Source organism: Seonamhaeicola maritimus, from assembly GCF_008056315.1.
GTDB lineage: Bacteria > Bacteroidota > Bacteroidia > Flavobacteriales > Flavobacteriaceae > Seonamhaeicola > Seonamhaeicola maritimus.
On the sequence record NZ_VRKQ01000008.1, the window covers coordinates 1,308,406 to 1,320,952 of the forward strand.

Here is a 12,547-nt window from a genome sequence, read left to right on the forward strand (position 1 = left end):
ATTTGGTTGGTTAAGTTCTGTAAATTGAAAGACTCTTAGGTCCCTTTTCATTAATTTGGAAGGGGATTTTTTTTGTGATAACTTCGATAGCGTTAAATACTAATTCTATGAAATCACCTTTTGCTTTTGTACTAGCTCTTGCTTTTTGTTTAAAACTAACTGCTCAAGCTGATATACCCGATAATTATAAGCTAATTTATTCTCAAGATTTTGAGCAACCTCAGGCTATGAACCATTTTGAAATGACAGACCCTGACGCATGGAGAATAGGTAAGGGTGATAATGGAAATTGTATGGAACTCTTTAAACAAAGCGAATACAAAAGTGTAGTGCGCTCACCATTTAATATTGCCATGATAAAAGATGTTTTGGTAGGCGATTTTATTTTCGAAATAAGATTGAATCAAAATGGTCGCGAGTATTCTCATAGAGATTTGTGTTTAATGTTTGGTATTAATAATCCATCAAATTATTATTATACGCACATAGCTTCAAAACCAGATGACCATGCACACAGCATATTTATTGTAAATGATGAACCTAGAACCAGTATTGTTGCTAAAAGAACTGATGGAGCGAATTGGGGTGGCAAAGATTCATGGCATACCGCTAGAGTGGTTAGAAAAGTTGAAGAAGGTATTATAAAAATATACTTTGATGATAAGACTACACCTATTATGGAAGCTAATGACACACATTTTAAATCGGGTTTTTTAGGTTTTGGATCATTTGACGACACTGGTAAATTTGATGATATAAAAATTTGGGCTCCAAAAGTTATTAAACCTAAAATGGGATTCTTCAATTAGAATTTCTCCAGAGTATTTAAAACTTCTTTTTTATAACTTCTACTAATAGGTAGTGATTTTTTATTGATGGTGATTTCCTCGTTGGTAAAAGACGAAATATTGGCTAAAGAGATTATAAAAGACCTATGAATACGCATGAATTTATTATTGGGAAGTTTTGCTTCTACTGAGCTTATAGTTTCTCTTGTAACTATGGTTTCGTCCTTTAAATGAATTTTTATGTAATCACTATAGCTTTCAATATAGATGATCTCATCAAAATCAATCTTAATCATACGTCTATCAGAACGCACAAACATAAACTCATTTCCGTTTGATATTTCTATGGAATTGGATGCGCTCTCACCATAAATATCAAAATAATTGTTAACCGCTTTGAGTAACCTTTCAAACGAAATGGGTTTTAAAAGATAGTCTACAGCTTGCAATTCAAAACCTTCAACTGCATAGTCTCTATAGGCTGTAGTAAAAATTATTTTAATGTCTTTACTAATGGATTTTGCAAACGAAATTCCCGATACTTCAGGCATATTAATATCTAGAAAAACTAAATCGACATGATTATCTCTCAAATAACTAAAACCTTCAATAGCATTATTACAACTAGCAATTTTCTTAATATTGGGTATTTTAGATAGATGAGAAGCAATTATTTCTAGTGCAATACTTTCATCATCAACAATTAAACATGATATGTCTTTATTCTGATTCAACTCCTAAATAGTGTTTAAGGTTAGATTTACTTTAAATATACCATTTTTGTTATCTATTTTAAGGCTGTAATTATCTTTATATAACAAATCTAAACGCTTTTTAATATTGGTTAAACCAATGCCATTTTTTAATTCTTCCTCTTGGGTGCTGGTGTTTTCAATATCGAAATGAATTTTATTTTCTTCACATGTAATGGTGGAAACTATTTTTAACATGCCGTTTTTCAACGTACCATGTTTAAAACTGTTTTCTATAAATGGAAGTAATAACATGGGAGCAATTTTAACGTCTTCTGAAATATTTCTAGTAGTGAAATCTATATTTAAAGTCTTGTTGAAGCGCATTTTTTCTAACTCCACATAATCCTTTATATGATTTATGTCTTCGGTCAATAGTACAAATGGTTTATCTATTTTGTAAAGCAAATAATCTAATAAATTAGAGAGCTTCAGAATCATTTCAGGGGTTTCATTGGCTTTTTTCAGTGCGAAACCATACATGGTATTTAGCGTATTAAACAAGAAATGTGGATGAATCTGCATTTTTAAATAATTCAACTCTTGTTCTTTTAGTTTTAGTTGTGCCTCTAATATTTTGTTTTCAAGTTTACTTGTTTCCTGAGTATGTTTTAAGTTCAGTTTAAGAAGTTTATATCCACTGGCAATAATAACAACCAAATATACAGCGGTAGCTACAAACAATAGACTCCTACTAATCGGGGCCATATCTGAATAGTCAAAATTCGAAAGATAGATGAGTCCGTAGAAAACAGAAACTACAATAAGATATGCCGAAATTGTTATAGAGCAAAACGTATAAAATCCGAATCTGATGTATTGTTTTGTTATAAGATATTTTGGAATAATTTTATAAATAAAAACATAAGTAGTTGCTATAGTAATGGGCATTAAGAATAATGAGAATGATAAAACGTAATTAAAATTGTCATTATCAAACCCAAAGAAATAGGTGTAAAATAGTAGTACGCCGCCCCAAAAAAGTATGTGTAAAATTAACTGTCCTAATTTCTTTAAAATAAATATAGCCTTCATTATTAGCATTAATAAAATACAATATTAATGTATTTTTAGGGCCGTTGTTGTTTTTGTAGACAGATAACCAATTTAACGCGTGTTTCTGCATCATGCCGTTTTAATTGCTAATTTGGTCATCCGTCGCATTTTTATTTTATCAATTCATTCAAGGTGTATGTTTGTGACATGTTTAATCAAAATTATTAATTATGAATATCTTATTATTAAGTTCCTCAAAACCTTTAGTAGGAAATGTTTTTGTTGACAGGTTTAACGAAGGAGGCCCGTTTTTTATGTCACTGATATTAATATGCTTATTACTGGCCCTCTTGTTTTTGGTATTAGGGTTTTTAAGTTTGAACAAAAGCCCTGACAAATCGAAAAAAATGGTAAGATTAGCCTCAGACACTAGTATTTTAGGTTTGGTATTTGGGCTTTTGGGCTCCATTATTGGTATGATACAAGCTTTTGATGCTATTGATGCGCTGGGAGATGTTAGCCAGGGAATGATGGCTGGAGGACTAAAGGTAGCATTGTTAACAACTGTTTTTGGAGCAATTACTTTTATTTTACCCAGAATTGGTATTATAATTTTAAAGGCCTTACATAAACCGTAATTAGATATTATTTAGTGTAGTAAAAATCCCCTTTTTTAAATTTGAAAAGGGAATTTTTGTTTTACTTTTTATTGAGTTTAAAATCAAAGGTGACAAGTACATCTTCGGCTATTTTATTTTTGACAATTTTTGGAATTTTAATATCAAAATCAGATGCTAAAGTTTTAAAACTCCCTTCTATAGTAATGACACCTTCATTTTGTGAAATGGAGAGAGGGACATCCGTCAGTTTTTTGGTTTTACCGTGAAAAGCAAGAGCACCAACAATTACAAATTCCTGAGTTTTTGATTTGAGCTTGGCAAGGTCAAAATCTTTAACCCTACCTTTAAAAGTAGCCTTTGGGTAGGTGTCAGACTCTGCATAATTTTCATTAAAATGCTCTTCCATTAGGGCATTTTTAAATCGGAATCCTTTAACTAAAACCAATGCAGCAAACTCACCAGTATCAGTATTGATAATGGCTGTGACGGAATTATTAGAAGCTCTAACTTCTTCAAAAGAAGGAACCGAGGCTTCAAAACCTACAGTTCCTGTTTTTGTTATAAATTTTGACTGGGCAAAAGAGCTAATTCCAAAAATTAGTGTTATAATAAATAATAATGTTTTCATTTTATTCTTCTAAGAGTCCGTCATCTTTCCATTGCTGGATAAGGGCTTTGGCCGAGTTTGATAAATTTCCACTTGGGGGCATTTTTCCTGCTCCAGTTCTGTTAATACGGTCTATAATTTTGTCAACATCATTTTTAACCAAGTCATATGTGTTTAAGGAGTTAGAAGGGCCATTTGTAGGATTACCGTGGCAGTTAAGACAATTACTATCTATTATAGCTTTAACATTGTCTTTGTAAGTTACTTTTTCTATTGGATCTGGATCAGGATTGCTTAAATCATCACTGCTACTGCTGGAGCAAGCGAATAACAAAACCGAAAAACTCAGAATGTACAATAGGTTTTTTGTTTTCATAGTCAATTGTTTTTATAGTTACTCATTATTAAAATCTTCTACTTAAGTTAAAGCCAAAATAAATGTTGCCATCACCCCAGTCTCCTGAGGTTTGCCCTAAAAAGGTATTCGTATTCATACCTTGGGCATTGGTAAAGTGCATTTGAAAAACATGTCCACCAGTTTCTAAATCAACACCAATAGAAAACGGATTTTTAAAAGGTGAATTATCAGCTCTATTAAGATGCCATCCGTAATCTGCATTTAAAGACCAACGTTTACTTAATTTATAGCGTCCTCCTAGACCTAAGGCGTATTGTGTATTATCTTGTTCATCTATTACTACAAAGTTGTCATGAAATATTGTTGGAGCTAACTCAAAAGATAAATTAGAGTTTACTTTTCTGGCTATTAAAATTTGTGAAGTATACCCAACTCTATGTTTGAATTCCAATAATGGATAGTTGACTTTATCCAAAGCAGTATTAACCAATATGGAATTGTAACCAACTATGGTAAATGGGAAGCCATTTTTTTCTTGCCTAAAGAGTCTATATTTTAATGAACTCTCATAAATTTTAAGAAAGGAGCTTCTGGAAATGCCAATATTTAGTCCATCGGTAATGCCGTATACAAAATTAATTCTGGTTACTGCTTCATCTAAACCAAAAAAGGTATCAATACCATTTTTTAAGCTACCAAATCGATGTGATACTATAAGAGTTAATTCATTATCTGAAACTAGTTTTGTAGATTCAAAGTTTACAATCTTTAAACCTTTAAATGTAGCAGATTCATATTGTGTCCCTGTGGAATCGGTATCTATTTCATCAAGCAGGTCTTCTTGGGAAAATGTAAATAAAGGAACTAATATAATTAGAAAGGAGAATAAATACGTCATACTTCAATATATCAAAATAATTAATAAGACTTAATATTTTACGAAACGTTTAGTGTTAGTACTTTCAAGATATGTTAATTTTACTAAATGTAGCCCACTATTAAATCTTGTAACATCAACGGAGGACATTAGTTTTGTTACTTCACCTGAATAGATAATTTTCCCTAAACTATTATAAACCTCAATATTAGCTTTTTGGATAGGACCAGGGAGTTCTATTTTTAGTAATGATGTAACGGGGTTTGGATATAGTTTAAACTCGTTTAAAATATTGGTATCCTGACTTAAAGTAAGATTTGCTACTGTTCCTGATTTATTTGAACCATGATACCCGAAAGATAAAGAAGACCCTTTTGCCCAAAGAATTGGTAATGAGCTCGCAGAACTTGGAAAAACATAATCATTGGAATCACCAGTATTTATATCCCTCGTGGCTATTAAAGTTCTAACACCGGCATTAGTAGTGTTGCTACTCACACTCCAATCCTGACTAGAATCTAGATTTGGCATTCCGGTTCCAGAAGGCATATTTCTATCTTCCAAACCAGTTGAATTATATACAACAGCATCATCACCAAGATTCCCCATTCCTAAGCCGGTAGAAATTCCAGGGCCTATACCCAACCATCGATTATCGGGCCCTATTAATGTCATGGTAACTTTATTAGTAGAAGTATTTACATCAAACCGAGCCGTATAATCAGTGTCTAAATTAACAACCCCAGTAGTATAGGTCTGAGCATATAGGATGGAGCACGGAAATAACAGTAAAATGGAATAAATAATTGTTTTCATGATTAATAGTTTTTAAGAATATTTATTAAATCGTTATTGTTTGAGGCTAACCCAAAATCCATAGGGGTTTTGCCCACATTATTTTTAAGATTAACGTCTGCACCAGCTGTCACAAGAAGCTTTATTATTTCAAGATTTTGGAACATGGTAGCATAGTGTAAAGCGGTAGTGCCCTTAATATCAGATATGTTGGGGTTGGCCTTTTTTTCTAATAAAAGTTGGGCAATGTTAAAGTGCCCTTTAACAACAGCAGCCATAAGGGGTGTGCCATAATCACTACATTCATTTATAGCAACATCTTTATCTAATAAAAACGCCACCACATTTTCTTTACCGTGATATGCGGCTAGCATAATAGGTGTATAGCCATAATCATTTTTTAAATTAATAATTGAAGGATTTTGATTATGAAGTTTTTCTATTTCTGAAACATTGCCATTTCTACAATGGTCAAAAATGCTATTTTGACTATTTAACCCAGTGGAAATTAAAAGAATAAGTAAAAGTGTAGTTTTTCTCATAGATATTAATTATAAATTGTACATTGGTCTAATTTAATCTCTTCCAAAAGGTCATCATACCCAATACAACGCCCTTTAACTTTTAAAGAATTACCTATTTGGAGAGATTGATTAATTGGATCCTGTAGCTGACAAAATATATTTTGATTTAAGACTAAATTATTATCATTAACTTCAGATATGGTACCACTAACAACAATGGTTTTATTTAAATATTTTTTTTCCGAGTCTGATGGTGCTATTTGGAAATCGTTGGATAACTCTATAGAAGTTATTGTAAATTCAGCTTTTTCGGTTGAAATATTTCTATGGTCTTTATAAATGTAATTATATAAAACAACACCAATTACACCTATTAGTAATACGATTATAAGTTTCTTCTTCATTTCAAATTTTTTAAAATACTGCTTCAGTAGTTAACTACTGAAGCAGTTTAGCTAGAAATCAAGTCTAACTTGATTATAAAATCCTTTTCTTTTTCATAGAACAGCAGATTATACTAGCTTAATTCTTTTTAATTTAATCACAAATGTTGTTATACCTTAACCTGTCATTATATCCCACTCTAAAGTCTACTTTTACCTCATTGTACTCAGATATTTCATGTAATCTCCAGTCTTTATTACAGTAATTTAAACCGGGAATGTTAATTATTACAGTTATATTATTGGCTTCTCCACTTGCCTCCCAAGTGCCGTAGGCGTTCTGTCCATCCCAATACGCACCAACCCTACCATTTTCGTGAAAATTAAAGGTGTAACCCTCATAATAATCATCTAAATCATTACCATAACGCTCTAGTTTATCTATGGTCCAACTTTGGCAATTGGTTAAGATAGAAGCCAGCATTTCAGTATCACAGTCATCACAATCGTCATCATTAAAGTTGTAATCATCATCTTCATCACACGCGTTGCTAAAAGTGTTAATAGCATCTTCCAATTCATTAAGACTATTAATATTTAGTGTTGAATTATCAAAAAGAGTAGTAGTAATGGGGAAATTTAAGGTCATGTAATCTGAATCATGTAAGTTGTCAATAAATTGATATAAACCTTCATCTGAATCTAATTTAATCACACCAAAGGTTTCGCGGTCTGGGTTGAATAAAGAAACAAGAATTGGGTAATTAAAATCAATACACTCAATATCATCATCAAATTCATTTTCACCATTACAGTTTTGAGAATAACTGGCCAATTCTTCAGCATTTGAAATTATCACTTCTCTAAAATCTTCAAGGGTAATTGTAACAGGAAATGTAATGTCTAGAACATCAGTATCATCATCGGAGTCGTCAAAAATATATTCTACAATTTTGTAGTCTTCTTTAGTTTTAACATCAATTATCTCACCATTTGCAGTTACCTCAATAGGTAATTTAACATTAAAACAGTTTGAATAATCTAGAATATTATCATCAGATCCATCATTGATGGCAATCATTTTCATTGAACTGGCTATAGCAGAGTTTTTGCTTAACCTTTCTTCTTCAGGGGCTTGAATAAACTCCATTTCCTCTCTTCTGCAGCTCATTAAAATGAGCAAGCAAAGTACTGTTAAAATGAAATTTAATTTATTAATACTCATAATTTTCAGTTAGACTAACTGTTGCGCTTTATTATATAACAACTGAATTTTAAAATCTCCTGAAAAAGAAACATATTTTATTTAACTTTAAAAAAAAAACTTGGCAAAGGAGCTCAACGAAAATATTTGTAAAGAAAAAGTGTTTGAGCATATTTATAATAAGTATGCGCAGGATTTACAAAGTTTTTTGTTTTATAAATATGGTGATAAATCTAATCCGAGTGATTTAACTCAAGAAGCATTTATCAAGTTATGGGATAATTGTAAAAATGTAAGCCTGTCAAAAGCTAAATCGTTTTTATATAAGGTGGTTAATAATATGGCATTGAATATTATTAAACATGAGAAAGTTGTTTTAAAATATAGGCAAGAGCATAAAAATAATTATACTAACGAATCTCCGGAATTCCTCTTAGAAGAAAATCAGTTTTTAGAACAATACAAGCGGGTACTTGAAAATTTAAAAGAAGAACAGCGAGTTGCTTTTTTATTAAGTAAGGTTGAAGGGAAAAAGCACAAAGAAATTGCCGAAATTTTGGGAGTTTCACAGAAAGTTGTAGAGTACAGAATATATACTGCCTTTAATACTTTGAAAGAAGAACTAGAGGGGTTCAAAATAAAATAATCAGGAGAATTTAAAATTCAGTTGTTATATATATAGCTTAGGTGATTATGGATAAAGACGATTTAATAAATAAGTGGCTCAATAATGAACTCACAAATGCTGAAAAAAAACAGTTTAGTGAGTTGAATGATTCCGAGTATAATGAGTTTATAGTTGATAAAGCGAAGCATTTCAAGGCCTCGAACTTTTTCAAAACTTCTGAATTTGAATCCTTTAAAGAGTTGTATGAACAACAAAAACCAACAAAAAAGTATGCTTCGTTTAATGTTTTCTTAAAAATAGCTAGTGTAGTAATAATAGGATTAGGTTTGTATTATACAATTTTTTTCAATGCACAAACCAATATTGAAACCTTAGCAGGGGAAAAGTTAGCTTATATTTTACCAGATAATTCTATTGTAGAATTAAATGCATTGTCATCAATAAAATATACTAAAGAAGAATGGCAAGATCATAGAATGTTACTGCTTGATGGGGAAGCCTTTTTTAAAGTTGAAAAGGGGAGTACATTTAACGTCAAAACAAGCCACGGATTGGTTACGGTTGTTGGTACTGAGTTTAATGTGAAACAAAGGCGGAATTATTTTGAGGTTAAATGTTTTGAAGGGATTGTAAAAGTGAATTTTGACCATGTTAACAAGACATTATCTGAAGGTAATTCTTTTCTGGTTCTGAACGGGGAATTCACCGAAGGTGAAATAAATAATAAGACACCCAAGTGGACAGAAAATATGAGTGAATTTAATGCCATACCTTTTAAAGAAGTACTTGCTGAAATTGAAAGACAATATAATTTACAAATTGTCTATAAAGATATTAATACTAACAGGTTGTTTACTGGAGGTTTTCCGCATGATAATCTTGAAAATGCGTTGATAGCAATTACTCAGCCAATGAACCTATCTTATGAATTAAGTCCTTCAAACATGGTAACAATTCATGATAAAGAAAACTAACCAAATAATCATTTTATTTAGTTTTATACTTCTTGCTTTATTTAATGTTAGCGCTCAAGAAAAGAATAAGAAGCAGTCATTAGCATCCGTTATTCATACACTTCAAAATAAGTTTAATGTTAAGTTTAATTATGCTGAAGATATTATTGAGGATGTTTTTTTAATAGCGCCAGAAGACCATTTAACCTTACCAGAAGTTTTAAAACACCTCGAAAGTAATACCACTTTGCTATATACTAGACTAGATAATATTGTAATAATTAAACTTAAGAAGGAAGGTGTTGTAAAAATTTGTGGTTATTTAAAAGATAGAGAGAGCTTACAACCCTTATCATTTACCATAGTTCAATCTGGTAACAATAGAACTACCACCGATAAAGCAGGTTATTTTCAAATTGAATTGACAAATCTTGAATTGCCTGTCAGAATCTCACATTTAGGTTATAAAACCATTGAAAAACCATACAATGAATTTGTTTTAAATACTTGTGAGGATATCTATTTAGTACATGAATTTCAGTCTTTATCAGAAGTAGTAATTTCAAATTATATAGCCACTGGAATTAATAAAATAAGCGATGGTTCTTATGAGATAGACTATTCAAAATTTGATATTTTGCCTGGTTTGATAGATAATGATGTTTTACATTCCGTACAGGCATTTCCAGGTATTATTAGTGCTAACGAAACGGTTTCAAATATTAACATAAGAGGAGGGACTCATGATCAAAACCTTATACTTTGGGATGGCATTAAAATGTATCAATCTGGTCATTTCTTTGGACTTATATCCATGTACAATCCACACATTACACAAAAGAGTTTTTTAAGAAAAAACGGAAGTGATGTTAGTTATACCGATGGTGTTTCAGGTACCATTATGATGGAAACCGAAAACAAGGTTAATGATAACTTTAAGGGTGTTGTTGATGCTAATTTAACCAACGTAAATGCTTTTGCTGATGTACCAATCGGTCACAAATCATCTTTACAATTGGCCACAAGGAAATCTATTAACCAATTTGTTGAAACACCAACTTACAATTCCTTTTTTGAAAGAATTTCCCAAAATACTGAAGTAGCTAGTAATGCTAACGCTATTTCTAATACAAATGAAGCATTCGATTTTTATGATATTTCATTGCGGTGGATTTATAAAATTAATGATAATGAAGAATTACGATTAAATTTTATTAATGCAAACAACAGACTTCAATTCAATGAAAATGCCGTTGTTAATAATCAAGCTGAATCTAAAAGAAGTACGTTAACCCAAAATAGTATTGCTGGAGGTTTAAATTATAAGAAATATTGGAGTAACAAACTGAATACCACTTTCGAAATTTATGAGACAGATTATAAATTAAGGTCTTTAAATTCAAATGTATTAGAGTCTCAACGATTTCTACAGGAAAATGTGGTTTCGGAAACCAGTAGTAAGATTAAATTAAATTATCACCCAACCAATGATTTAAATTTTTTATTAGGATATCATTTTGTAGAAACAGAAGTGTCTAATTTAGATGATATGGACAATCCTATTTATAGACTTTTGGTGTCAGAAGTATTGAGAACCCACGGCGTGTTTTCACAAGTTAATTACAAATCCAAAAATGGAACTACTAATGTTAATTTTGGATTAAGATACAATTACATTAGTAAGTTTAAAAAATCGTTTTTAGAACCAAGGTTTAGTTTCATGCAACGTTTTTCAGACCATTTCACTTTTGAAATGTTAGGAGAATTCAAGAATCAAAACACATCTCAAGTTATTAATTTTCAAAGTGATTTTTTGGGCATTGAAAAACGTAGATGGCAGCTATCTAATAACTTAGATATTCCAATATTAACCAGTAAACAAGTTTCCGCAGGCTTGAATTATAATCATAATAACTGGTTGTTAAGTGTTAAAGGGTATTTAAAAAAGGTTGAGGGCATAACATCACAAAGTCAAGGTTTTCAAAATCAGTATGAATTTGTTAAAAGTAAAGGAAGTTACAATGCTCATGGTTTAGATGTTTTATTAAGAAAGCAAATAAGTAATTTTAATTTGTGGTTAAGTTATACCCATTTAAGCAGTGATTATACCTTTAAGGACTTAGAACCTCATGCGTTTCCGAGCAATTATGATATAACCCATGCATTAACTTTTGGAACTACATATTCTAATAAAAGAATAAAAGTATCCGGAGGATTAAATTGGCATTCGGGAAAACCGGTTACTTGCCCAATACAAGATGACAAAATAGTAAATGGTAATATTAATTTTGGGCCAACTAATGAAGAAACTCTTAAAGACTATTTAAGATTAGATATATCTGCACTTTATAACTTTAGTTTAAATAAAAAATCTAAAGTTAAAGTTGGCTTATCTCTCTGGAATGTTTTAAATAGGAAGAATGAGCTTAACAATTTTTATAGTATCAACCTTGATAATCTTAATGAAACAATTCAACAGTCATTAGGGTTTACGCCAAATGCTGTAGTAAGAGTTCACTTTTAAAGTTTTATTTTGGCGTTATGTTCTTTTAAAAGCTCAAGATAATCTTGCATTTTAAACTCTGTAGATTTGAATTTTGTTGTTCTATGTTTTGCTTGTTCTTGTCTGGCAATACTTCTTGAAAAACGGCGCACACTTTGTTCGCTATCTAAAATTAAACCTGGTACAGGAACATTATTGCCGTTTTCGTCTTTGGCAACCATGGTAAAATAAGAAGAATTACAGTGTTTCTTTTCTCCGGTTTGAATGTTTTCCGCTTCTATACGAACACCAATAACCATAGAGGTTCTTCCAGTATAATTCACAGATGCTTTAAGTGTAACTAACTCACCAACTTCAATAGGGTTTAAAAAATCAACGCGGTTTACTGAAGCTGTTACACAGTAATGTCTTGAGTGTTTAGACGAACAAGCAAATGCAATTTGATCCATTAAATTCAATATATAACCACCATGAATTTTTCCACTAAAATTAGAGTGGGCTGGTAGCATTAATTCTGTAATGGTTACTTGAGATTCTTTAGCGCTTTTAAACATGACTA

The 12,547-nt window shown here is 31.1% G+C and carries 15 protein-coding genes; 5 read left to right on the forward strand and 10 right to left on the reverse strand.

Annotated elements, in window-relative coordinates; all coding sequences use genetic code 11:
- Positions 1–107 precede the first annotated feature (107 nt).
- Positions 108–809 carry a hypothetical protein gene (locus tag FUA22_RS05460; RefSeq protein WP_147766894.1) on the forward strand — a complete coding sequence of 234 codons (702 nt, stop codon included), beginning with the start codon at positions 108–110 and terminating at the stop codon, positions 807–809.
- Here FUA22_RS05460 and FUA22_RS05465 read toward each other — a convergent pair.
- On the reverse strand, positions 806–1,522 hold the full coding sequence (locus tag FUA22_RS05465; protein ID WP_147766895.1) for a LytR/AlgR family response regulator transcription factor: 717 nt from the start codon (positions 1,520–1,522) through the stop codon (positions 806–808). The two genes, FUA22_RS05460 and FUA22_RS05465, sit on opposite strands and share 4 nt — an antisense overlap.
- A 3-nt stretch (positions 1,523–1,525) precedes the next feature.
- The gene (locus FUA22_RS05470; RefSeq protein ID WP_147766896.1) at positions 1,526–2,575 is read right to left on the reverse strand and encodes a sensor histidine kinase; all 1,050 of its coding nucleotides are present in this window, start codon (positions 2,573–2,575) and stop codon (positions 1,526–1,528) included.
- Positions 2,576–2,766: 191 nt separating this feature from the next.
- On the opposite strand from FUA22_RS05470, the gene FUA22_RS05475 reads away from it, so the two are divergent.
- Positions 2,767–3,174, forward strand: coding sequence for a MotA/TolQ/ExbB proton channel family protein (locus FUA22_RS05475; RefSeq protein ID WP_147766897.1), 408 nt, complete (start codon positions 2,767–2,769; stop codon positions 3,172–3,174).
- Between the two features lie 61 nt (positions 3,175–3,235).
- Here FUA22_RS05475 and FUA22_RS05480 read toward each other — a convergent pair whose 3' ends face one another.
- From FUA22_RS05480 to FUA22_RS05510, 7 genes are all read right to left on the reverse strand, one after another.
- Positions 3,236–3,784 carry a YceI family protein gene (locus tag FUA22_RS05480; protein WP_147766898.1) on the reverse strand — a complete coding sequence of 183 codons (549 nt, stop codon included), beginning with the start codon at positions 3,782–3,784 and terminating at the stop codon, positions 3,236–3,238.
- Position 3,785: 1 nt separating this feature from the next.
- A complete protein-coding gene (locus FUA22_RS05485) occupies positions 3,786–4,139 on the reverse strand; it encodes a c-type cytochrome (RefSeq protein ID WP_147766899.1) in 354 nt (117 codons plus the stop codon).
- 28 nt (positions 4,140–4,167) lie between these two features.
- The gene (locus FUA22_RS05490; protein WP_147766900.1) at positions 4,168–5,019 is read right to left on the reverse strand and encodes a DUF5777 family beta-barrel protein; all 852 of its coding nucleotides are present in this window, start codon (positions 5,017–5,019) and stop codon (positions 4,168–4,170) included.
- Between the two features lie 30 nt (positions 5,020–5,049).
- The gene (locus FUA22_RS05495) at positions 5,050–5,814 is read right to left on the reverse strand and encodes a T9SS type A sorting domain-containing protein (protein WP_147766901.1); all 765 of its coding nucleotides are present in this window, start codon (positions 5,812–5,814) and stop codon (positions 5,050–5,052) included.
- 2 nt (positions 5,815–5,816) lie between these two features.
- Complete coding sequence (locus FUA22_RS05500; RefSeq protein WP_147766902.1) at positions 5,817–6,335, reverse strand: ankyrin repeat domain-containing protein; 519 nt, start codon at positions 6,333–6,335, stop codon at positions 5,817–5,819.
- 5 nt (positions 6,336–6,340) lie between these two features.
- The gene (locus tag FUA22_RS05505) at positions 6,341–6,721 is read right to left on the reverse strand and encodes an OB-fold protein (RefSeq protein ID WP_147766903.1); all 381 of its coding nucleotides are present in this window, start codon (positions 6,719–6,721) and stop codon (positions 6,341–6,343) included.
- Between the two features lie 133 nt (positions 6,722–6,854).
- Positions 6,855–7,925, reverse strand: a complete 1,071-nt coding sequence (locus tag FUA22_RS05510; protein ID WP_147766904.1) for a hypothetical protein — start codon at positions 7,923–7,925, stop codon at positions 6,855–6,857.
- A gap of 100 nt (positions 7,926–8,025) precedes the next feature.
- Here FUA22_RS05510 and FUA22_RS05515 point away from each other — a divergent pair, with 100 nt between their 5' ends.
- From FUA22_RS05515 to FUA22_RS05525, 3 genes are read left to right on the forward strand one after another with little or no spacing between them, the layout of a single operon-like run.
- On the forward strand, positions 8,026–8,550 hold the full coding sequence (locus tag FUA22_RS05515; RefSeq protein ID WP_147766905.1) for an RNA polymerase sigma factor: 525 nt from the start codon (positions 8,026–8,028) through the stop codon (positions 8,548–8,550).
- A 47-nt stretch (positions 8,551–8,597) separates the two neighbouring features.
- A complete protein-coding gene (locus tag FUA22_RS05520) occupies positions 8,598–9,506 on the forward strand; it encodes a FecR family protein (RefSeq protein WP_147766906.1) in 909 nt (302 codons plus the stop codon).
- Positions 9,490–12,009 carry a TonB-dependent receptor gene (locus FUA22_RS05525; RefSeq protein WP_147766907.1) on the forward strand — a complete coding sequence of 840 codons (2,520 nt, stop codon included), beginning with the start codon at positions 9,490–9,492 and terminating at the stop codon, positions 12,007–12,009. Before FUA22_RS05520 ends, FUA22_RS05525 begins: the two co-directional genes overlap by 17 nt.
- Here FUA22_RS05525 and FUA22_RS05530 read toward each other — a convergent pair.
- Positions 12,006–12,542, reverse strand: a complete 537-nt coding sequence (locus tag FUA22_RS05530) for an acyl-CoA thioesterase (protein ID WP_147766908.1) — start codon at positions 12,540–12,542, stop codon at positions 12,006–12,008. The genes FUA22_RS05525 and FUA22_RS05530 overlap by 4 nt on opposite strands.
- Positions 12,543–12,547 lie beyond the last annotated feature (5 nt).

What these genes read in the sequence shown, in the direction of transcription:
- FUA22_RS05460 (WP_147766894.1), top strand. Translation starts at nt 108, where the DNA reads ATGAAATCACCTTTTGCTTTTGTACTAGCTCTTGCTTTTTGTTTAAAA.
- FUA22_RS05470 (WP_147766896.1), bottom strand. Translation starts at nt 2,575, where the DNA reads ATGAAGGCTATATTTATTTTAAAGAAATTAGGACAGTTAATTTTACAC.
- FUA22_RS05475 (WP_147766897.1), top strand. Translation starts at nt 2,767, where the DNA reads ATGAATATCTTATTATTAAGTTCCTCAAAACCTTTAGTAGGAAATGTT.
- FUA22_RS05480 (WP_147766898.1), bottom strand. Translation starts at nt 3,784, where the DNA reads ATGAAAACATTATTATTTATTATAACACTAATTTTTGGAATTAGCTCT.
- FUA22_RS05485 (WP_147766899.1), bottom strand. Translation starts at nt 4,139, where the DNA reads ATGAAAACAAAAAACCTATTGTACATTCTGAGTTTTTCGGTTTTGTTA.
- FUA22_RS05490 (WP_147766900.1), bottom strand. Translation starts at nt 5,019, where the DNA reads ATGACGTATTTATTCTCCTTTCTAATTATATTAGTTCCTTTATTTACA.
- FUA22_RS05495 (WP_147766901.1), bottom strand. Translation starts at nt 5,814, where the DNA reads ATGAAAACAATTATTTATTCCATTTTACTGTTATTTCCGTGCTCCATC.
- FUA22_RS05500 (WP_147766902.1), bottom strand. Translation starts at nt 6,335, where the DNA reads ATGAGAAAAACTACACTTTTACTTATTCTTTTAATTTCCACTGGGTTA.
- FUA22_RS05505 (WP_147766903.1), bottom strand. Translation starts at nt 6,721, where the DNA reads ATGAAGAAGAAACTTATAATCGTATTACTAATAGGTGTAATTGGTGTT.
- FUA22_RS05510 (WP_147766904.1), bottom strand. Translation starts at nt 7,925, where the DNA reads ATGAGTATTAATAAATTAAATTTCATTTTAACAGTACTTTGCTTGCTC.
- FUA22_RS05520 (WP_147766906.1), top strand. Translation starts at nt 8,598, where the DNA reads ATGGATAAAGACGATTTAATAAATAAGTGGCTCAATAATGAACTCACA.
- FUA22_RS05525 (WP_147766907.1), top strand. Translation starts at nt 9,490, where the DNA reads ATGATAAAGAAAACTAACCAAATAATCATTTTATTTAGTTTTATACTT.
- FUA22_RS05530 (WP_147766908.1), bottom strand. Translation starts at nt 12,542, where the DNA reads ATGTTTAAAAGCGCTAAAGAATCTCAAGTAACCATTACAGAATTAATG.